The organism is Bifidobacterium tibiigranuli, assembly GCF_009371885.1.
Taxonomy (GTDB): Bacteria; Actinomycetota; Actinomycetes; order Actinomycetales; family Bifidobacteriaceae; genus Bifidobacterium; species Bifidobacterium tibiigranuli.
The window spans coordinates 272,145-293,601 of the sequence record NZ_QLZA01000002.1; the positions used below are offsets into that span (position 1 = coordinate 272,145).

At 59.4% G+C, this 21,457-nt stretch carries 14 protein-coding genes; 11 read left to right on the top strand and 3 right to left on the bottom strand.

From position 1 onward, the window contains the following. Positions 1–6 precede the first annotated feature (6 nt). Together DDF78_RS02680 and DDF78_RS02685 are read left to right on the top strand one after the other, a co-directional pair. Positions 7–2,769: a prealbumin-like fold domain-containing protein gene (locus DDF78_RS02680; protein ID WP_152580095.1), complete on the top strand. Its 2,763-nt coding sequence runs from the start codon at positions 7–9 to the stop codon at positions 2,767–2,769. 132 nt (positions 2,770–2,901) lie between these two features. Then, the gene (locus tag DDF78_RS02685) at positions 2,902–4,359 is read left to right on the top strand and encodes a SpaH/EbpB family LPXTG-anchored major pilin (protein WP_152580096.1); all 1,458 of its coding nucleotides are present in this window, start codon (positions 2,902–2,904) and stop codon (positions 4,357–4,359) included. Positions 4,360–4,489: 130 nt separating this feature from the next. Here DDF78_RS02685 and DDF78_RS02690 read toward each other — a convergent pair whose 3' ends face one another. Both DDF78_RS02690 and DDF78_RS02695 read right to left on the bottom strand, forming a co-directional pair. Continuing rightward, a complete protein-coding gene (locus DDF78_RS02690; RefSeq protein WP_152580097.1) occupies positions 4,490–5,338 on the bottom strand; it encodes a nitroreductase family protein in 849 nt (282 codons plus the stop codon). Between the two features lie 115 nt (positions 5,339–5,453). After that, complete coding sequence (locus tag DDF78_RS02695; protein ID WP_152580098.1) at positions 5,454–5,840, bottom strand: DUF4235 domain-containing protein; 387 nt, start codon at positions 5,838–5,840, stop codon at positions 5,454–5,456. 214 nt (positions 5,841–6,054) lie between these two features. Here DDF78_RS02695 and DDF78_RS02700 point away from each other — a divergent pair, with 214 nt between their 5' ends. The 7 genes from DDF78_RS02700 to DDF78_RS02730 all read left to right on the top strand — a co-directional run bounded on the left by DDF78_RS02700 (position 6,055) and on the right by DDF78_RS02730 (position 17,324). Beyond that, positions 6,055–6,750, top strand: coding sequence for a histidine phosphatase family protein (locus DDF78_RS02700; protein ID WP_152580099.1), 696 nt, complete (start codon positions 6,055–6,057; stop codon positions 6,748–6,750). 271 nt (positions 6,751–7,021) lie between these two features. Beyond that, positions 7,022–8,353, top strand: coding sequence for an ABC transporter substrate-binding protein (locus DDF78_RS02705; protein ID WP_152580100.1), 1,332 nt, complete (start codon positions 7,022–7,024; stop codon positions 8,351–8,353). A gap of 477 nt (positions 8,354–8,830) precedes the next feature. Continuing rightward, positions 8,831–9,685 (top strand): carbohydrate ABC transporter permease, encoded by an 855-nt coding sequence (locus tag DDF78_RS02710; protein WP_152580101.1) that lies wholly within the window; start codon positions 8,831–8,833, stop codon positions 9,683–9,685. Beyond that, positions 9,682–10,518, top strand: a complete 837-nt coding sequence (locus DDF78_RS02715) for a carbohydrate ABC transporter permease (RefSeq protein WP_152580102.1) — start codon at positions 9,682–9,684, stop codon at positions 10,516–10,518. Before DDF78_RS02710 ends, DDF78_RS02715 begins: the two co-directional genes overlap by 4 nt. A 230-nt stretch (positions 10,519–10,748) precedes the next feature. Then, on the top strand, positions 10,749–12,089 hold the full coding sequence (locus DDF78_RS02720; protein WP_152580103.1) for an ABC transporter substrate-binding protein: 1,341 nt from the start codon (positions 10,749–10,751) through the stop codon (positions 12,087–12,089). Positions 12,090–12,296: 207 nt separating this feature from the next. Further along, positions 12,297–14,804, top strand: coding sequence for a glycoside hydrolase family 31 protein (locus DDF78_RS02725; protein ID WP_152580104.1), 2,508 nt, complete (start codon positions 12,297–12,299; stop codon positions 14,802–14,804). Between the two features lie 195 nt (positions 14,805–14,999). After that, complete coding sequence (locus tag DDF78_RS02730; RefSeq protein WP_152580105.1) at positions 15,000–17,324, top strand: glycoside hydrolase family 31 protein; 2,325 nt, start codon at positions 15,000–15,002, stop codon at positions 17,322–17,324. Positions 17,325–17,350: 26 nt separating this feature from the next. Here the strand turns inward: DDF78_RS02730 and DDF78_RS02735 are convergent, their stop codons facing one another. Further along, positions 17,351–17,971, bottom strand: a complete 621-nt coding sequence (locus DDF78_RS02735; protein ID WP_152580106.1) for a DUF624 domain-containing protein — start codon at positions 17,969–17,971, stop codon at positions 17,351–17,353. Positions 17,972–18,235: 264 nt separating this feature from the next. On the opposite strand from DDF78_RS02735, the gene DDF78_RS02740 reads away from it, so the two are divergent. Next, on the top strand, positions 18,236–19,600 hold the full coding sequence (locus tag DDF78_RS02740; RefSeq protein WP_152580107.1) for an ABC transporter substrate-binding protein: 1,365 nt from the start codon (positions 18,236–18,238) through the stop codon (positions 19,598–19,600). A gap of 78 nt (positions 19,601–19,678) precedes the next feature. Next, entirely contained in the window at positions 19,679–21,436 is a 1,758-nt protein-coding gene (locus DDF78_RS02745) for a glycoside hydrolase family 13 protein (protein WP_152580108.1), read from the top strand. Positions 21,437–21,457 lie beyond the last annotated feature (21 nt).

Consider the following 21,457-nt stretch of genomic DNA (forward strand, 5'->3'; position numbering starts at 1 on the left):
GAGTAGATGACTAACAGTGGCAAGCGAATGATATCCGCTGTGGCGGCGACGGCGATATGCCTCGCTGCATTATTCGGTACCGTGGGCAGCGCGCAGGCGGATAACGGTCGCATTGATGACGGCATAGACAGTCAGCAGGTCATTGCCGAGGACGCTTCGCCCCCGATTCTTAAGAGCACGGTTCCTCAGGCAGACGATGCATTGCGCAATGATGGATCACGCAACGATGCATCACACAATGATGGAAAATCGTCTCCTCCCACGACTGACCAGCAACAGAGCGATTCGGCGGCGACGGCGCAACAGCCCTCGGCTGTCGATCAGCCTGATGGTACGCAGACTTCAGCGCCTGACACATCTCAAACCGAATCGGGCAATGGAATGGACACAGGCAGCGAAACGGGCAATGATGCCCAGCAAGGCCAACCAGCTTCTGATGGTGCCAAAACGCTGAACTCCAAGGAGCCCCTCGCGGAGAAAACGCAGAGCATTCCTCAGTGCGCAGCCGGGTATATTTATGGAATCCGCTCTGAGATCGGGCAAATCATACAGGTGGCTCCCAACGGTGGCGTGACGCTTCTGGGCAGCCCCGTGGGCGGGTTCGGTAGCAAAAACTTCAACGGCTTGGGCATCGGCACTGGCGGCTCGCCTGTATACGCTTTCAACCGCAGCGGCGATGGAAGCGATGACCGCCCGATGATCTACCGCTTCGACACTGCGACTGGCACCTGGGGTTCGACAGGAACGCGCATTCCAGCAGCGAATTCAAACGGAGTCACATTCATTGCCGGAGCCGTGGATCTGGACAACGGCCATTACTTCCTGGGGGGCTATGCTTCAAGCGACAGCAGCCGCGTCTTTCGACTGTGGGAATATGCTCCCGGCAATCCGGGCAGCATCGTCTACAAGGGAAGCGTGGCGACTCCTGGCAGCGGCAACGCCAACGGAGATATCGCCTTCGACACGAATGGCAATCTTTTCATCGTGCGCGGCTCAGGCAACACTACAACCGTCTATTCCGTGACCGCCGCAAATCTGGCGGCGGCCAACGGCGGCACGATTGCCGCGTCGCCTTCCAACTCTGTAAGCAACACGACCGATGATGTCAACGGCATTGCCTTCGACTCCACCGGCAAGGGCTATCTCGCTGGGCATGACACTCTTCAATCCTATGATATGCCGGGCTGGACTGGGAGGAAGACGGTGACGAGCAGCCTGGGCCACAGCACTGACCTCGCTTCCTGCGGATCTCCACCGACCATTGCGATTGAAAAAGTGGTTCAAGGCGGACGTGCGCAGCAGGGCGATCAGTTCAAGCTCACGCTCAATCAAGGCGGCACGCAAATCGCCAATGCGACTACCACAGGCAATGCCGCTGGCGTGCAGCCCGACCGCATCGGCCCGCTTCCAACGGTTCGCGGCGTACCGCTGACATTCGCGGAATCCGCTGCCGGCACGACCAACATGAGCTACTATGCGTCGAGCTACCGCTGCTTGGTCGATGGTGTGCAGACGACCCAAGGCAATGGAATTTCCGGCTCCATCACCATCCCCGCGCGCGGCCAAGCTGTGGAATGCCAGTTCTATAACGCCCCGCTCACCGCCAATGTGGCAATCCACAAGGATGTCAAGGATGGCACCGGCGCAACTGCACCTCGCCAAGGCTGGTCCGTGGGCGCACAAACCCAAGCAACTGCCGGTACGGCCACGGTAAATCCCACTGCCACGACTCAGACGACCAATGCGAACGGCGATGCCGCTTGGAAGCTGCGCTTCGGCACGGTGAATGATCGAGCCACGGTTTCCGTCTCGGAAACCCAGCAGACGGGGTATCAGTTCGATTCCGGCAGTTGCGTGGTCACCCATCTTGACGGCACGACCTCCACGACTGCGCTGACAGGCACGGACGCGAAGGCACTCGGCGGCGTCAAGCCGGGCGACAACGTTCAATGCACGTATGTCAACAAAACTATCACCACGCTGACAGTCATCAAGAAGGTCGCCAACAAGTACGCCGAACCGGCGAAACCTGATGACTTCAAGCTCACTGCGACGCAGCAAGGCGGCAGCGCGAAGCCTTTTGCATCGGGCGTAAGCCAGAATGTGCAGCCCGGCAGCTACGAGATCGGCGAGACGCTGCTTCCCGGATACCAGCAGGATGGCATCGCATGCAAGAGCGGGAGCAATCCGGTGGATGTGGTGGTGACGGACGGGAAAGGCAAGGTCACGGTTCCTGACGCGCAGAACATCGTCTGCACGGTCACCAACAGTGGCAAGCCCGGCTCAGTGACATGGGAGAAGACCGATGATGGCGATTCCGGCACCCATCTTTCCGGTTCGCAGTGGACTTTGACCGGTCCTGGTGTACCCGCCGGCACAGTGATCAATGACTGTGTCACTACAGGGAACTGCGGCAGCGGTGCCTACGACGATCAGGATCCGCGCCCCGGCTACTTCCAATTGAAGAATCAGAACTGGGCGAACGGATATGTGCTCAAGGAATCCAAAGCCCCTGCTGGGTATGAGCGTTCGGATGACGAGCACCAGTACTCGATCTCGGCAAGCAAACTGGACTACGCGTTTGCTGCAGCGTTCGTCAATAAGCAAAGAACGCCTCCCACGTTGCCCTTGACCGGCGGCATGAGCACCGATGCGTTCATCGCCATAGGCGGTGTACTGGTGGCATCGGCGATCGGAGCAGGCTTCGTTTTCAGACGCAGGCTTCTACCTAATTCGTTCAATCCGCCCAACGGTCGATCATCGCGATGATCGCTTCCTGCGGCATTGGTGATCTGTGCGCCGCGCATACAAGTAAATAATGGCAGGCTTCCGGTGACGACGCTGGAACGCACATGTTGGCACCGGATTCAATCATCTGGTGCCGGAAGAAAGGAAACTCCGATGACACAGGCAGGAAAAGCTTCGTTGGCTCGCCGTTTGGCAGCTGTTGCCGGTGCCTTGGCCGTGGGAATCATGGGCTTGGCTGGCGCTTCGATGACGGCGAACGCGACGGATGACATCCCGGTCACAGGCGTAGGCAACATCGTGCCCGCCGAAAAGACGTCGCTGACAATCCATAAATATGACGGCAACCCGTCGCAAAAGCCTGGCGACGGCAGCGAACTGAATGATGTCTCAGCGTTGGGCAACCCGCTCAAGGGTGTGGAGTTCACCATCACGCCGGTTGCTAGCAAGGGTGCTGCTGCGATTGATCTGGACACTCCCGGTGGCTGGGATCTTATCGATGGCATCAAGGCGACGGATGTCACCGCGGCGGGAAGCGTGTATAAGCTCGGTTCCCCTGCAACGGTGGTGACAACCGATGAGAGCGGCGTCGGCAAGCTGGCTGACGGCACGGTGCCGGTGCTGCCGCATGGTCTGTATCTGGTCACGGAGACCGGTTACGGCGACAACGTCATCAAGACCGAGGCCGCACCGTTCCTGGTGACGCTTCCGCTGCCGCAGGGCAATGGCAAGTGGCTCTACAAGGTGCACGCCTACCCGAAGAACGTAGTGGACACCAATGTGCCGACGAAGGAAGTCAAGGATCCGACCGATGGGAGAGTGACGATTGGCTCCACGGTTCCGTGGACCATCAAGGCGCCGGTGCAGCCGAGCAAGCCGGGTACGATCACGTCCTTTGTGATTTCGGACAAGCTCGATCCGCGCCTGACATTCAAGGACCTGTCGATCGAGGGCTTCACCAAGGACACGGATTACACTGTGGCGGTTGACAATGCGACCAATACCGTCACGATTACCTTTGTCACCGGTCAGCCGGGGGTTGGCGTCAAGAAGCTCAAGGCAGGCGATCTCGTCACGGTCACGCTGAACACCACGGTTACATCCCTAGGCAACGGCGTGATTCCCAACGAGGCGCTCGTATTCACCAATGACGGCAAGGGCAAGCCAACCACCAAGCCGACCACGAACTGGGGTCCGCTTGAGGTGCTGAAATACGCCAAGGGCGACCCTGCCAAGACGCTCGCCGGCGCTGAGTTCACTGTCTATTCGGATGAAGCTGTGACCAAGATTGTCGGCACCTTCGTGACCGGAGCGGACGGCAAAGGGTCAATCGCCCTGTTTGTTGGCAACAACGATGATGTCTCCCAGGACTATTGGATCAAGGAAACCAAGGCTCCGGCCGGCTATGTGCTTGACGCTACGGTGCGCAAGGTAACCGTGAAAGCGGGTGCCACGGCCACTCAGCCTTACGGAGTTGAAAACGTGCAGCAGGGCCACCCGAATCTGCCGCTCACCGGTGCCTCTGGCACGGTTGCGATGACTCTGGGCGGTCTGACGCTGGTTCTGGTCGGTGCGGGAGCCTACGTGCTGGCGCGTAAGCGTTCGGCTCGCTAATCAGACCAGTCACTGAGGTGACGCAGTAAAGAGGGTGGGAAGAGCAGATGCCTTCCCACCCTCTTTACTGCGTCACCGTGCCGAAGGTGCATCGGTGCCATGTGCCATAGGTGTGCCTGTCGCCTGTCCGTCAGCGTTCGAGCGTGAAGCCCTGGCCTTGCGCGACAGGGCCGACTGATTTCGTCAGATTGGCGGGATCGGTCGCCTTGGCGGTCGTCTGGGTGCTGAAGGCGTCCACAGGGCGTTCGGTGTGGCGCAGGTCGTAGTACTGGTGCACGATCGCGTCGTAATCGGGCAGCGGTCCGAGCACGCTGTCGTCATCATCGGGGTAAGCGTTCTCGAAGAACTGCATCGAACGGGGCATGCGCGGCTTGGGTGCCGGGGTCTGATCGGGCTCGCCGATTGCCAGTCCCAGAACCGGGTAGGTGTATTCGGGCAGCTGCAGCGCGTCGATGATGGCCTGCGCATTATTGAGCAGCGAGCCGAGGTACACGCAGCCGAGTCCCAGCGAATTCGCCGCCGTCTCCATCGCGTGCAGTGCGAGCACGGCATCGTTCTGTGCTTGGGAGAAGCGATAGCTCGTATTCAGTGTGAATGCGTCGCTGTGCGCGTCGACGCCACTGCGTGCGGCGATGGCCGCGTTGCGATGCTCGTCGAGGACAAACACATAGAGCAGCGGCGCCTCGCCGATGTAGTGCTGGTTGCCGATCTGCGCCATGCGCTGGCGCAGCGATTCGTCGGTGATGCGGATGGCGGACCAGTCGTTGAGGTATTCGCTGGAAGCGGCATGCTGCGCCACGGTTTCCAGCGTCGCGATGATCTCTTCGGCTATCGGGTTCGGCTTGAACTTGCGAATGGAACGTCGCTGCAGCAGCGTTTCGATAACGGGATTGGTGACGGTGCCGGTGGCCAGGCTGTCGGCGGCAACGGTCTCGGCGGCAGCGGCGGTCTCGGCGGAAGTATTGGAAGTATCAGACATACCGTTATTCTCGCAAGCGGTCGTCCCATTCGGGCGAGGGTTTAGCTGTGAGGAAAGAGCGGGGGGCTGGCTTGGCCGAATAATCGACTCGCCAGCGTCGGCCGCTTTACCCGCCCTACTTGTTCTGGCGCTTGACCTGCCGATGCGAGACGAAGGCTCGAGAGCCCGTAACCGATAGCTGGGAGAGAATCGCGCCGAACGCCGCTGACAGTCCGGCGAACAACAGGGTCATCAGCAGCCCTTGCTGGGCATCGTCCTCGGAACTGCCGGAATGCCGGCGCGCGGCTCCCTTATTCCACAAGGTCTGAAATATCTTGCCGGCAACCAGCCCGGTCAGCGCAGGCACGGCGGCCTTGAAGATCTTGTCGCCGAGGGTATCGGGGTCGTTCTTTAGCGCGCGTGTCATCGCATCCACCTTGCTGTCGACGGCGCCCAGGCCATCGACGATGCTATTGGCCGATTTCCCCAGACGCACTTCGGAGTCCTTGCTTGTGTCGCTCATAGTCCTATAGTAATTCACCTAGCGTTCGACAAAAACAAGGTACGCGCTGCGATGAGTGTAGAGCAAGCCGGATTGCAGAGCTATGCCCTGGCTCCGGTGTGCAGTTGCGCAGATCGAGCGCGAGACCGACGCGCGGCTGGTATAGGGACGACGCGCGGCCCAGATATGCGACCATCAGATATGTGGCCAGTACAACACGTACTACAGTAGGGCTATGAACGATTTTCACATTTCAGGCAACGGCGCCTCTCAGACCGGTCACCTGGTGCTGCTGCGCCATGGCGAGACCGTGTGGAGCGTGTCCGGGCAACATACAGGGCGCACCGATCTCCCGCTGACCGATGCCGGCGAGCAGCAGGCCGTCGAAGCCGGCGCACGAATTCGGCAGGCATACCCGGAGGGCTTCGGCTCGCAAGTATTTTCCAGCCCCTTGCGCCGGGCCAGGCAGACCGCGCACGATGCCGGATTCGGCGATGCGCGCGTGTGCCCCGGCATCGCCGAATGGGATTACGGCCGCGCCGAGGGCCGCACGCGCGCCCAGCTCGGTGACGCCTTGGGCCGCAGCTGGGATTTGTGGCGCGACGGCACTGAAGCGCTGGGGGCCGAGCTAGAAGGGGACCACATCGAAACCCTGCCATCCGGCCAGCAGGTGAACGTGCATAACGGGCCGGGCGAGACCATCGCGCAGGTCGCGGCCCGCGCCGCCGAGGTCGCGCAGAAGATGCTGCCGATCATCCTGGCCGGTCAGGACGTGCTGCTCGTCGCCCACGCGCATATCCTGCGCATCTTGACGACCCAGTGGCTCGGCGTCGACCCGCATCTCGCCAGGCTGCTGCGCCTCGACACCGCGCACTATTCGGCGTTGGGCGTGTACAAGGGCGACCCGGTGATCGAGCACTGGAATCTGTAATGAGCCTTTACCTCAGCGAGTGTGAGTTGCCCCACAGGCTGAGGTGATTGGCCCAATATATCGTGTGCGATTCGCCTTCGGCGGCTGGCAATTTTCGGCTGATGCCAACAGATTTCGCCGCTGGCATCTCGGCAGTTCTGCTCCTAGGCCAGCGTTTGCAGGGCAAGGGGAAATACGGTATAACGAAACTGAACACAAGGCTGTGTTCTGGCGGTCATAACGCGATGTAGCGCTCTGATGCGCCGAGTATAGGAAATGAAAGGATTCGAAGATGAATCGCATAATGAAGTCAGCGATGGCGATTGTCGCCGTTACCGCCATGTCGTTAGGGGCGCTCGCCGGATGCGGCGGGTCAGGTGCGTCCGACAGCGGCAAAGGCAAGGTGTACTTCCTCAACTTCAAGCCGGAGGCGGCTGATCAGTGGAAAGATCTCGCGGCGACGTACACCAAGGAAACTGGCGTGCCGATGACCGTGCAAACGGCGGCCTCCGGCACTTACGAGCAGCAGTTGAAGAGCGAGATGGCCAAAAGCGAGGCCCCGACGCTTTTCCAGGTCAACGGGCCAGTCGGCTATGCGAACTGGAAGTCGTACACGGCCGATCTCAAGGACACCGAGTTGTACAAGCAGCTGCAGAATCCGGATGTGGCGCTCAAGGACGGCGGCAAGGTCGTCGGCATACCTTACGCGATGGAGACCTATGGCCTGATCTACAACAAGGACATCCTCAAGAAGTACTTCGCGATGCCTGGGGCCAAGGCGAAGTCGGTCAAGGACATCGACTCCTTCGCAAAGCTCAAGGCAGTGACTGACGACATGCAGGCACGCAAGGGCGACCTTGGCATCAAGGGCGCCTTCACCTCGGCTGGATTCGATTCCAGCTCGGATTGGCGCTTCAAGACCCATCTGGCGAACATCCCGCTCTACTACGAGCTGAAGAAGGACAATATCACCACGCAGCCCGCGACCATCAAGGGCACGTACATGCCCCAGTTCAAGGACATCTTCGATCTCTACCTCAAGGATTCCACGACCGAGCCGACCCAGTTGAGCTCGAAGACCGGCGATGATGCGAACTCCGAATTCGCCCTCGGGGAGGCGGCCTTCTACCAGAACGGCACATGGGCCTGGAGCGATTTGCAGAAGGCCGGCATGGATGCCAGTCAGGTGAGCATGCTGCCGATTTACATCGGCGCTCCGGGCGAGAAGGACCAGGGCTTGGCCACAGGGTCCGAGAACTACTGGTGTGTCAACGCCAAGGCCTCCAAGGAGGACCAGCAGGCCACCAAGGACTTCCTCAAGTGGGTCATCACGTCGGACGCGGGCAAGAACGCGCTGAGCAAGGATATGGGCTTCACGACGCCATTCAAGACCTTCGCGGACATCAAGGCGGACAACCCGTTGGTTCAGGCTGCCGTTGACGACCAGAAGTCCGGCAAGACCCCGGTCGGCTGGAACTTCACGCTGATGCCGTCCGAGCAGTGGAAGAACGCTTTGGGCAATGCGATGCTTGAATACGCGCAGGGAACCGGCTCGTGGGATGCGGTCAAGTCTGCATACGTCGACGGCTGGGCCAAGGAATACCAGGCCGCGCACGCGGGCTGATGCGCTATCTGTCAGCTATGCGTTGGGCCGGCCTTCGACCGCTGCGATTGATGTCGCTGCGCGGAGGCCGGCCTGCCTGTTGTATTGCTCACCGCCTTTGCGCTAGGGGCAGTAATATGGGAAAGCAGTATGGATTGGATGCAAGGAGCTAAGGTGTGCTCTGAAGCAACGAGTCTATGAAGCAATGACACGAAATAGCGTCCTATACGACAAACGTTTTCATTACTTTATGTAGAGTGAAAATCCAGCAATATCAACGATTCTTACTAACTGCTGAAAAGAAATGCAGAAAGAAACGACTTGAAATGACAACGTTTTGACTCTGGAAGGCAAAGATGATAGTGTCATTTCAGTCAATCAAAGAACAGTGATGTTCCGGAACTGACGCATACAAATCAACAATGAGTCAATACAACACGACAATAGGCGTCGCACATGGCTGTGCAGCCTATCTCAAAGAAGAGAGGAGGTTCTGTCGTGATTACTATGGCTGGCAAAACGATACGTAAGTGGTGGGCATTATTCGCCCTGCCTACGTTCGCGTCCTTCCTGATTGGTTTCATCGCACCGTTCGTCATGGGTATATATCTGAGCTTCTGCAGGTTCAGCACAGTGACGGACGCGAAGTTCGTAGGGTTGCAAAACTATACGGCGGCAATCGCCGACAGAGAGTTCTGGCGCTCGCTGGTGTATACGGTGGCCTTCACCTTGGTAACGGTGGTTGTGGTGAACATCGTCGCATTCGCCATCGCCTATATGCTGACGAAGGCCGTCAAGGGAGCGAATATCTTCCGCTCCGTGTTCTTCATGCCGAATCTGATCGGCGGCATCATCCTGGGCTATATCTGGCTGCTGCTGCTCAACGGCGTGCTGGCGCACTGGAGCCGCTCGATTACCTATTCGGGCACTTACGGCTTCTGGGGCATGGTCATGCTCTATTGCTGGCAGCAAATCGGCTACATGATGATCATCTACATCGCAGGGCTGCAAGCGCTGCCCGGCGACGTCATCGAGGCTGCTGCGGTGGACGGCGCAAGTTCGCGTCAGACCATGTTCCGCATCACGATTCCGCTCATGATGCCCTCGATCACCGTGTGCACCTTCCTGACCATGACCAACGGCTTCAAGATGTTCGATCAGAACCTGGCGCTAACCAACGGTGCTCCGTCGAACACCTCCGAGCTGCTGGCCCTGAACATCTACCGCACCTTCTACGGGCGCGCAGGCTTTGAAGGCGTGGGTCAGGCGAAGGCAGTCATATTCTTCCTGATTGTGGCCGTGATTGCCATCGTCCAGAACCGTCTGTCCACAAGCAGGGAGGTGACAGCATGAGTGACAAAATCAAGCACCCGGGCCTGTGGGGAGTGTTCTTTACGGTCGTGTCTCTGGCGTGGATATTCCCGATTGTGCTGGTGGTCATCAACTCGTTCAAGGCGAAGGCATACATCTCGCGCAACGCTTTCTCGATACCGACAGGCAAGCAGTTCGTCGGGTTCGAGAACTACACGCGCGGCATCGAGCGCACGAATCTCATAGCCAGCTTCGGCTGGACCGTGGTCGTCACCGTCGGCGCAGTCGCCCTGATTCTGCTGTGCACCTCGATGTGCGCCTGGTGGATTGTGCGCGTCGACAATTGGGTGGCGAGAACGCTTTACGTGCTCTTCCTGTTCAATATGATCGTGCCGTTCCAGATGGTCATGTTCACGCTTTCCAAACTTGCCGACATGCTCAGCCTCAACACCCCGTGGGGCCTATGGTTCGTATATCTCGGCTTTGGCGCGGGCTTGGCGGTATTCATCTTCACCGGCGTGATCAAAGGCATTCCGCAGGAGCTTGAGGAATCCGCGATGATTGACGGTGCAAGCGTGCCGCGCATCTTCTTCCGCATTGTGCTGCCAATCATGAAGCCGGCGATCGTCTCCGTCGCGATTCTTGAGACGATGTGGATCTGGAACGACTTCCTTCTGCCGTACCTGACCTTGGATATGCGCAAGTACAAGACGATGTCAATCGCCATCCAGTACCTCAAGGGCGGCTACGGCTCGGTTGATATGGGCGCGATGATGGGCTGCCTGGTGCTGGCGATTGTGCCAATCATCATCTTCTACCTGATCTGCCAGAAGTACATCATCTCCGGCGTCATGGCCGGGGCGGTCAAGGGCTAGGTCGCTCGTCGCGAAGTCGCAGGTGGCGTGCCCGCTGACAGTCTAGGAACCGACATTGTCGTATGGTTCAGGAGTGCTGGCTGGGCATGTCAGATGCAAAGGACTCGTGCGGCAGCACACGGCAGTCGTGAAAACTGCCAGACCTATAACTCAATACGTGACAGTGACACTGAGCGGCACAGACGCTGAGTGTTACAAAATAACAACAATGACACACAAAGGAGTATGGCATGAAACGAATAACCAAGGCGCTGGCGGCTTCCCTCAGCGTAGCGATGCTGGCAGGGATGGCAGCGTGCGGCGGTAGCTCGTCGAGCGATACCGCGCAGGCGGGCGGCATCTACTATCTGAATAACAAGCCTGAGATTGCGAATAGCATGAAGGACCTCGCCGCATCGTATTCCAAGCAGACCGGCGTTCCCTTCACGGTGCAGACCGCGGCTTCGCAGACTTACCAGCAGTCGCTGAAGTCCGAGCTGGCGAAGAACCAGCCGCCGACGCTGTTCCAGGTGCTTGGACCGGTCGGTCTCAAAGACTGGCACGAGTATGCTGCGGACATGAGCGACACCGAGGTGTACAAGCAGCTCAAGGATCAGTCGATGGCGCTCAAGTCGGATGATGGCAGCCAGATTCTGGCCGTGCCGGTCGTCCAAGAGACCTTCGGCATCATCTACCGCAAGGACCTACTCAAGAAGTACTTCGAGATGCCCGGTGCAAGCATCAAGAACGTCAAAGGCATCAGGGACTTCGAGACGCTGAAGACGGTCTCCGACGAGATTCAGAAGCACAAGGACGAGCTCGGAGTCAAGGGCGCGTTCACTTCGATGGGCTTCGACCCGTCCACGAGCTGGCGCTACAACACTCACCTCGCCAGTGTGCCGCTGGCCTATGAGTTCGCGCAGGATAACATCACCCAGCAGCCTGCAACGATCAAGGGAACATATCTGCCTGAGTTCAAGAACATCATCGACCTGTACCTCAAGGATTCCACTACGCCGACCAGTGCGCTGAGCAGCAAGACGATGGATGACGCTTTGGCAGACATCACCACCGGCGACGCGGTCTTCTTCCAGAACGGCTCGTGGGCATGGCCTGACCTCGTGGATGGCGGCTTGAACGCTGATCAGATTGGCGTGCTGCCGATTTACTCCGGCGTTCCCGGAGAGGAGAACTATGGCATGTCTACGGGCTCCGAGACTTACTGGTGCATCAACAAGAAGGCATCCCCGGAGGCGCAGAAGGCCACTAAGGACTTCCTCAAGTGGCTTATCACCTCGGATGAAGGGCGCGAAGCCTGGTCGCACACGATGGGCTTCACCACGCCATTCAAGACCTTCACCGGCAAGTACGTCACCGACAACCCGATCATGAAGGCTGCCGACCAGTACACCGCCGCAGGCAAGAAGAACCTGCCGTGGGCCTTCCTCTACGATCCGAGCCAGCAGTGGAAGGACAACCTGTCCAACTCGATTCTTGAGTACGCGCAGGGCACTGGCAAGTGGGACGGCGTCCAGAGTTCCTTCGTGGACGGCTGGGCCAAGGAAGTCGCATCCTCGAAGAGCAACAGCTAATGTGACTCGCATTCCCAAGCCGTTGTGGGGTGCGGGAATGCCATAGACCAATCGCCGAGGCAATCTTGTTCACATATGATGCGTATGAGAGAACCTCGGCGATTCGACTGTCATAAGGCAGTTGCGTACCGTTGATGGCTCGTGATTGCCGCTAATATCGCAATAATTATCGTTAGTACAGCTATTACCGTTACAAGGAGTACTGCAATGCCGCGCTTCCCGCAGCTCGACACCCATCCAATCATGAATCCCGAAGCCGTAATCCAAGGCGACCATTGGCGCATCGGAGTGCTCACCGAGTCGCTGCTCCGCCTAGAGTGGCAGGATGACGGGGTTTTCGAAGACCATGCCACGCAGATGGTGGTGAATCGCGACTGGGGCGCGAAGCCGAAGTTCACCCACACCGTGCGCGACGGTCGGCTGGTGCTCGATACGCCTGCGCTGCGGCTGACCTACGACATGAAACCCTTCAGCAAGGAGGGCCTGAGCGTCGTCATCAAAGGTGTGAACTCCAATCGCAACACATGGAATTACGGCGAGGAGCAGGAGGGCAACCTGTACGGCACGGCGCGCACGCTCGATGAAACGAATGGTCCGACGCCGCTCGGCCTGGGCGTGGTTTCGCGCGACGGCTGGGCGGTGCTGGATGATTCGGCCTCCAACATCTTGACCGAAGCTGCGCAGGTGAATGGCGAGGACAATACCTTCGGCACCTGGGTCGTGCCACGCCCCAGCACAGGCCACGATCTGTACGCGTTCGGCTACGCGCACCGATACATCGAGGCGATACACGACTTCTACCAGCTGACCGGCCCCACGCCGCTGCTGCCCAGATTTGCGCTGGGCAACTGGTGGAGCCGCTACCATCGCTACACTGAGCGCGAGTACGTGCAGCTGGTCGAGCGCTTCGAGCGCGAAGGGCTGCCATTCACCACGGCCGTGGTCGATATGGACTGGCATCTGGTCGACGCCGTCGACCCGAAATACGGCTCAGGCTGGACCGGCTACACATGGAACCGCTCCTTCTTCCCCGACCCGAAGCGCTTCCTCGACACGCTGCACCGACACGGGCTGAAAGTCACGCCCAATGTGCACCCGCGTGACGGCATCCGCGCTTTTGAGGATGGATACGCCGAAGCCGCACAGCAGATGGGCATCGATCCAGCAAGCGAGGAGCCGATAGAATTCGACCTGACCAGCCCGAAGTTCATGAAGACCTACTTCGATCTGCATCACAAGCTTGAGGATGAGGGCGTCGATTTCTGGTGGCTCGACTGGCAGCAGGGCGGTGTGACGCGGCAGAAGGGCCTGGACCCGCTGTGGATGCTCAATCACTTGCACTATCTGGACTCCGGCCGTGACGGACGCTGGCCGCTGACCTTCTCGCGCTACGCCGGGCCCGGCTCGCACCGCTACCCAGTTGGATTCTCGGGCGATACCGTGGTGAGCTGGGAATCGTTGCGTTTCCAGCCCTATTTCACCGCCACGGCCAGCAACATCGGCTACGGCTGGTGGAGCCACGATATCGGCGGGCATATGTTCGGCTACCGCGATGAGGAACTAGAAGCCCGTTGGTATCAGTTCGGCGTATTTAGTCCCATCAATCGCCTGCATTCCACTGATTCGGCCTTCAATGGCAAAGAGCCATGGAACTTCCGTACCGAGGTGCGCGATTCGATGACTGCCTCGCTGCGTCTGCGGCACGAGCTGATTCCGTATCTGTACACCATGAACTGGCGCGCGGCGGGCGAAGGCCGCCCGATCGTCGAGCCGATGTACTGGCAGGCCGCGGACAACGCATCGGCCTACGAGGTACCGGACGAGTTCCGCTTCGGCACTGAGCTGGTGGTGGCGCCGATTGTCGAACCGATGGACCACGAGGCTCAGCTCGCCAAGGCGGACGCATGGCTGCCGCAAGGCACGTGGTTCGACTTCTTCACCGGGCGGCGGTATGAGGCACCCAGCGTTGACGGCCGCAAATTTGAAGTCTGGCGGCCGCTTGAGGCCATACCGGTCTTCGCAAAAGCTGGCGGCATCGTGCCTATGCAGCCGCTTGATGAGGCTAATGGACCGATCAACTCGATTGGCAATCCGAAGCATGTGCGCGTAGTTGCGTTCGCCGGAGCCGATGGGGCATTCACGCTCACGGAGGACGACGGGGCGCGCGGCGTTGAATCCGCAGCGGCAACGACCGAACTGGCGCTGCACTGGGTCGCCGGCAGCTCCTCCACCTTCACGATCGGCGCGGTGCAAGGCGCTGGCGCTGATGACGCTGCCGTTGCGGGTTCCATCGTCCCCGAGCGCCGTTCGTGGACCGTGGTAATGCGCGGCGTGGAGCCGGCCAAGGTGTCGGTTCGCGCCGGCGGCAAGGCCATCGAGGTCACGACCGCGTACGACGAGCGCACGCTGAGCCTGAGCGTTGACATCCCCGAGGTTCCGAGCGACGCTGCGGTGGAGATTCTTTTCGACAGCGAGCTCGCGCTTGCGCATGACACCAGCGCCGACGACGCCTTCCGCGTGCTCTACAATGCGCAGATTGACTGCTTGGCCAAGGACAAGGCCGATCGGCTCGTGCGTACCGACGGCGCTGCCGCACTCAACGCCCTGCACACTTTGGAGCGGCCCGCCAACGGCGAGCATCGTCATGATTTGTTCGTCTCGCATATGCCCGAATCGGTGATCCGCGCCGTTGCAGAACAGCTGCTGCGTGTGTGACTGCTGTCGCATGCATCTTGAGCGGAGCCGAATCTGGTTTCTTGGCTCCGCAGCGGCAATTGCAGCACCGTGTCAACCAACAGACTGTACCAATCAACATACTGTGTCAGCCAACAAACCGTGCCAATTAACAAGCTGTATCAATTAACGGATAGCAACAGAAGATGTATCGACAGATGCTAAGGGGGATCTATCATGAGCACCATCGTGCAAGGAAGCGACTACCGGTTCACGCTGCTGACGGAGCGGCTGATTCGCTTGGAGTACTCGTCGTCGGGCGAGTTCGAGGATCGCAATACGCAGCTGGTTGCCAATCGTGACTTCGGGCCGGTCGCGTATTCCGTGCTGAAAGACCATAACGGCCACGCGGTGGAGATCGAGACCGAATTCTTCCATCTGTATTACGACGGCGGCCCGTTCGCCGCAAGCAATCTGCACGTCGACGCCAAATACCAGTACACGCTGCACGATTCCCGCTGGTACTACGGCGAGAAGGCCAGCGGGAATCTCGGCGGCACCAATCCGACGTTGGACTTGGTAGACGGTTCGACGCCGATCGACGACGGCATCATGAGCCGCGACGGCTATGCCTATCTGGATGACACGGACTCCTTCGCCATCGAGGACGGCCATTTCGTGGCTCGTGCAGCCGAGGAATCCGACGGCTACTTCTTCGCGTACGGCCGTAACTATCGCGAGGAGCTCAGCGACTTCTATCGCCTAAGTGGCGAAACTCCGCTCATTCCGCGCTATGCGCTGGGCAACTGGTGGAGCCGCTACTACCGCTACACGCAGCAGGAATATCTCGATTTGATGGACCAGTTCGAGAGCGAGCAGGTACCTATCAGTGTCTCCATCATTGATATGGACTGGCATCGCACCGACGACGTGCCGGCGCGCTTCGGCAGCACCTGGACCGGGTATTCGTGGAATCGCACGCTCTTCCCCGACCCGCAGCAATTCTTGAAAGAGCTCAAGAAACGCCACAAGCACATCTCGCTGAACACGCATCCGGCCGGTGGCATCCGGGCCTTCGAGGACCCCTATCCGACGGTCGCCAAGCATCTGGGGCTGGACGCTGAGAAGGAAGAGCCGGCGATCTTCGACCTGGACGACCCGAAATTCCGCGAGTCCTATTTCGACGACGTGCATCACCCGATGGAGGATGAGGGCGTCGATTTCTGGTGGCTGGACTGGCAGCAGGGAACGAGCCGGAGCAAGGACAAGGTCGAGCCGCTGTGGAATCTCAACCACTACCATTTCCTCGACAACATGCGGCGCAACGACGGCGAAGGACTGATCCTCTCTCGCTTCGCCGGCCCTGGCTCGCACCGCTACCCCATCGGGTTCTCAGGCGATACCGTCATCACTTGGGCCTCGCTGAATTTCCAGCCGTACTTCACCGCGACCGCCACGAACATCGGCTACACCTGGTGGAGCCACGACATCGGCGGGCATATCTGGGGCAGCTTCGACCCGGCGCTCTCGCTGCGCTGGCTGCAACTGGGCGTGTTCAGCCCAATCAACCGCTTGCACAGCTCCGAGAATCCCTTCTCAGGCAAGGAGCCATGGAAGTACCGTCGCGATGTGCGCGAATACATGGACGCCTACCTGCGCTTGCGCAATCGGCTGGTGCCCTACCTCGACAGCGCCAATATCGGGACGCATGACGAGAACGTGGCGCTTATCGAGCCGTTGTACTACCGCTACCCAGATAACGAGGAAAGCTATCTGGTCAAGAACCAGTACTTCTTCGGCAGCGAGCTTATGGTCGCGCCGATCACCACGCCGCAGGACCCGACGCTCAACGTTGGCTTCGTGGATGCATGGCTGCCCGAAGGCCAGTGGATGGACATTTTCACCGATCTGGTCTACCAGGGCGACCAGGAGGGCATCGAGCGTCCGATGGTGTCGAGCTGCAGCCTGGACGGCCAGTTCAAGACCGGCGAGACGACCATTCGGCTCGGCCGCACCTTGGAGAACATCCCGGTGCTGGCCAAGCTCGGCGCGATCGTGCCGATGGCCACGGATGCGATGCAGCGGGCGGATGTGCTGCCCGAGGAGCTTGACGTGCAGGTGTACGGCAGCAAGGACAACGAGTACGTGATGCGCGAGCACTTGAATCGCAGCATCGCTGCCACGACGATAACCGTGCGAGGCGGCGTGGCTAGCGTCGCAGTTGACGACCCGGACGGCATTATTCCTGAAGGCCGACAGCTGCACTTCACGCTGCATGCGTTCACGCTGGATGGCAACTCGGAATTCACGCTGACGGCCGGCCAGAGCTTCGCAGGCACGCCGCAGAGTGACGGCCAGCAGAATGCCCGGGCCCGCGAGCAGCTGCTTCAGCAGCTGCAGGGTGCCGAGATTCCGTACGAGGACAAGCGCGCAGTGCTCAAGAAGATCGATGATGCCCTGACCTCGCCAATCAATCTGGCGACCTATGCCCAGACCATCGAGAACGCGAATCTGCGCTCGATGGTTGTGGAGTATGCATCGCTGATCGCTATGCAGCGCTGAAACGGTCGAGGCGTGTGAATGTTCGCTTAGTTCGCCTCGCTGCCCTGCGAGGCGACGTAGCGATTCAGACAGCGGTCGAGGATGGGGATGTGGAGCATGATGAGCGTGCCGTATCCGAATACCAGCAGCAGAAACAGTCCTTGGGGCATGTAGAACCAGGAAGCCACGAGCAAAGCGAGGAATACTGCATCAATCGCAATCACCGTTGCAGTCAGCACGATATGCGATATGCCGAGAATGAAAGCGTTTGCAAGAGTTCGGCTAAATGAGTTATCGAAACGGGCTTGCAGCGCCCATACCCATTCGAAGCCGATGACCCACAGAATGCTCAGCGCAAATTTGGGTATCAGCAGCGGCGTGATCTGCAGCACCACCCAAGCGTATGCAAGCAATGCCAGCGTTGGACCGAACACTAGCCAGAGTAGGGTCGAGCGCACAAAGTTCGAGCGGAAGGCCGCGAAATAATTCGCGGTCGTGTGGCCTTCGCCCTCTATGGTGCGTCGGGCGGCGGAATTCCCGGCGACAAGCGCCGCTCCGATGGTGATGATCGGGATGCTGGTGAGCAGCATCAGGATGTTGATCCACACGGCGTCGGCGGCGTCGGACACCCCCTGCATGAATCGTGAATCTGGTGATAGGAACTTCATGACACTCCTCAGGGGCTCGGCGACCATTCTATTCTAGACAATCCTCAGCAATTTCGGACACCGCTGGCGTGGGGGCGAACTAGGTTCTCCTAAACACTCCGCGTGGCATCGATGACGTCGTGTTATCGTTGTCATTACATGGTCTTGAGACCGCGAACTAGCAACGATGCGAGGCCATTGCGTCATATCGATGAATGACCATACGACATGACACGGCATCCGGCGGCGAAGAAGCCCCGGCAATAAGCGAAAGGAACGAACACAATGCGAAGCGGTACGAAAAAGTTCATTGCAGCGGCGCTCAGCCTAGGCATGGGCATCACGCTGGCGGCCTGCGGCGGGAGCAGCGCCGATCCCAGCAAAGGACATGTCTACCTAGTGAATGGCAAGCAGGAGATTGGCGACCAGCTGCAGAAACTGGCCGATGATTACACCAAGCAGACCGGCGTCGAAGTGCAGGTGAACACTGCTGCGGCCGGCAGCTACGATTCCACGCTTACCTCTGAACTCTCGAAGAGCGAAGCGCCCACGATGTTCACCATTGGCGGCTACGACCAGTTCGCGAAGTACAAGAAGTACCTCACGAATCTCAAGGACACTGATGTCTACAAGCTGCTCAACAAGGAGGGCCAAGCCAACTCGCATAAGGATGCCGACGGCGCATACACCCTGCCGTACGCCGGCGAGTGGTACGGCATTATCTACAACAAGAAAATCGTGAACGAGTACGCCAAGAAGCCGTATGCTGTCATTACAAGCGACAAGGACATCAAGGACTACGACACGCTGAAGTCCGTGGCCCAGGACATGCAGAAGCACAAGGACGATCTTGGCATTAAAGCTGCCTTTGCCACACCCGCGCTCGACTCGTCGGCGTCATACCGCTACACAACTCATATGGGGCGTATTCCGCTGTTTTACGAATATCGCGACGCCAACGTGACCTTCGCTCCCGAGCTCAAAGGCACATATCTCAAAAACTACAAGGATATGTTCGATCTGCAGCTCAAGAACAACCCGACGCCAAGCACGATGCTCACTTCGAAGAGCTATGACGACGTGACTTCGGAATTCGCGCTGGGGGATGTGGCATTCTACCCCAACGGAGTCTGGGCATATGGTCAGATCAAAGACAACAATGTGAGCGACAGTGATTTGGGTATGCTGCCGTACTGGCTCGGCATCCCTGGCGAAGACAAGTACGGACCGTTCTCAATCTACGACGCCTCATGGGCGGTGAACCAGAAGGCCTCCAAGCAGGACCAGAAAGCCACGCTCGACTTCATCAAATGGCTGGTGACGAGCGATGAAGGCAAGGAGGCCCTGTCCAAGGAGATGGGCTTCTCCGTGCCGTTCACCACCTTCGACAACAACAAGTACCAGCCCGCCAACCCGCTGACAACGGCTGCTCGTGCCTACGCCAAAGAGGGCAAGCCTTCGGCTCAGAGCTTTACTGTGCCTAGCCAGCAGTGGCAGGATAATCTGGCCAATGCGTTGACGGAATATGCTCAGGGGACCGGCACATGGTCGAAGTTCGAGTCGGCCTATGTCGACGGCTGGCAGAAGGAATGGCAGAACAACCAGAAAGTGCTTGGCATGTTGCCGCAGGTCGAGCCATTCTCCAAATAGTGCCGCGCAGGCAAGTGCTGTGCAGACACATCTCTTCGATATCATAAACAGGCATATAAGCAATGCCGGGAAGGAATCATGACACTGAACAACGAACGCGACGACTGGTGGAAGCAGGCGGTCGTCTACCAGATCTACCCACGCAGCTTCAAAGACGCTGACGGCGACGGCTTGGGGGATATCCCCGGCGTCACGTCGAAAATCGACTATCTGAAAGACCTCGGCGTCGATGCGCTCTGGCTTTCGCCCTTCTACCCTTCCGACTTGGCGGATGGCGGCTACGACGTCATCGACTACCGCGACGTCGACCCGCGCCTAGGCACCATGGATGACTTCGACGCTATGGCCTCCGCCGCGCACGAAGTAGGCATGAAGATCATGGTCGATATCGTGCCAAACCACACCGCCGACAAGCATGTCCTCTTCCAGGAGGCGCTCAAGGCCGGTCGCGGCTCCGCAGCGCGCGACCGGTACATCTTCCGCGAAGGCCGGGGCGAGCATGGTGAGCTGCCGCCGAATGATTGGGTGTCGCTCTTCGGCGGGTCGGCCTGGGAGCAGGTCGAGGATGGTCAATGGTATCTGCACATCTTCGCCAAGGAGCAGCCGGACCTCAACTGGCAGCATCCGGATGTGCACGAGGAGTTCAAGAAGACGCTGCGCTTCTGGAGCGATCACGGCACCGATGGCTTCCGTGTCGACGTGGCCCACGGCCTGGCCAAAGATCTGGAAAGCGCTCCGCTGGAGGAGCTCGGCAAGCGTTATCCGGTGCACGCGACGTTCAACCATGACGGCAAGCATCCGCTATGGGATCGCACGGAGGTGCACGAGATCTATCACGAGTGGCGCGAGGTGTTCAACGAGTACGATCCGCCGCGTTTCGCCGTTGGTGAGGCGTGGGTCGTGCCCGAGCACCAGCATCTGTATGCGTCGCCTGATGAGCTGGGGCAGGTGTTCAATTTTGAGTTCGCCAAGGCGAACTGGACGGTTGTTCAATTCCGCGAGGCCATCCTCGACGGGCTGAATTCCGCCGAGCAGACAAAAGGCTCGACCACGACGTGGGTGATGAACAACCACGACGTGCCGCGCGGTGCCTCGCGGTACGGCCTGCCGCAGATTGACGCGACCGCTTACCACCAGTTCGTGCATGACTGGATCCTGCGCGACGGCAAAAGCTACTTCGAAGACCGCGAGCTGGGTACGCGCCGTGCCCGGGCGGCGATCCTCATGGAAGCTGGCTTGCCTGGGTCGCTCTATGTGTACCAAGGCGAGGAGCTGGGCCTGTTCGAGGTGGCAGACATCCCTTGGGACAAGCTTGAGGATCCTACGCCCTTCTTCACGCGCCGAAACTTCACTGAAAAAGGTCGTGACGGCTGCCGCGTGCCGCTGCCGTGGGACTCCGCCGACGCGCCCGAACCAGCCGGATGGGATGCGAACTTCGGCGAGAAGCGCTCCTTTGGGTTCTCGCCAGCGACGCTGGACGACGGCAAGGCCCCGGCCGAACCGCATCTGCCGCAGCCCCTGTGGTTCAAGGACTACGCGGTTGACGTCGAATCCGGCAACCCCGATTCGATGCTCACGCTGTATCGCGAAGCACTCAAAGAACGCGCATCGCTGCTGACCGCAACGGCCGATACCTCATGCCAGATGCTGGACTCCAGCGACGATGTCATCGCCTACTCGCGGCCGAGCGTCGACGGACGGCGCTTCGTGAGCCTGACGAACTTCGGCACTGAGGAAGTCGACATCCCGCATGGCGACATCGTGCTGGCCTCCGCTCCTGTTCCTACGGGCAAACTGCCGCAGGACACAAGCGTGTGGGTGCTGCTCGACGTGTGAGGTTCACAGCCGCCGTAGCTA

Coding starts and splice junctions, on each gene's coding strand:
- DDF78_RS02725 (WP_152580104.1), top strand. CDS start 12,297: ATGCCGCGCTTCCCGCAGCTCGACACCCATCCAATCATGAATCCCGAA.
- DDF78_RS02745 (WP_152580108.1), top strand. CDS start 19,679: ATGACACTGAACAACGAACGCGACGACTGGTGGAAGCAGGCGGTCGTC.
- DDF78_RS02685 (WP_152580096.1), top strand. CDS start 2,902: ATGACACAGGCAGGAAAAGCTTCGTTGGCTCGCCGTTTGGCAGCTGTT.
- DDF78_RS02690 (WP_152580097.1), bottom strand. CDS start 5,338: ATGTCTGATACTTCCAATACTTCCGCCGAGACCGCCGCTGCCGCCGAG.
- DDF78_RS02720 (WP_152580103.1), top strand. CDS start 10,749: ATGAAACGAATAACCAAGGCGCTGGCGGCTTCCCTCAGCGTAGCGATG.
- DDF78_RS02680 (WP_152580095.1), top strand. CDS start 7: ATGACTAACAGTGGCAAGCGAATGATATCCGCTGTGGCGGCGACGGCG.
- DDF78_RS02700 (WP_152580099.1), top strand. CDS start 6,055: ATGAACGATTTTCACATTTCAGGCAACGGCGCCTCTCAGACCGGTCAC.
- DDF78_RS02705 (WP_152580100.1), top strand. CDS start 7,022: ATGAATCGCATAATGAAGTCAGCGATGGCGATTGTCGCCGTTACCGCC.
- DDF78_RS02715 (WP_152580102.1), top strand. CDS start 9,682: ATGAGTGACAAAATCAAGCACCCGGGCCTGTGGGGAGTGTTCTTTACG.
- DDF78_RS02695 (WP_152580098.1), bottom strand. CDS start 5,840: ATGAGCGACACAAGCAAGGACTCCGAAGTGCGTCTGGGGAAATCGGCC.
- DDF78_RS02740 (WP_152580107.1), top strand. CDS start 18,236: ATGCGAAGCGGTACGAAAAAGTTCATTGCAGCGGCGCTCAGCCTAGGC.
- DDF78_RS02735 (WP_152580106.1), bottom strand. CDS start 17,971: ATGAAGTTCCTATCACCAGATTCACGATTCATGCAGGGGGTGTCCGAC.
- DDF78_RS02730 (WP_152580105.1), top strand. CDS start 15,000: ATGAGCACCATCGTGCAAGGAAGCGACTACCGGTTCACGCTGCTGACG.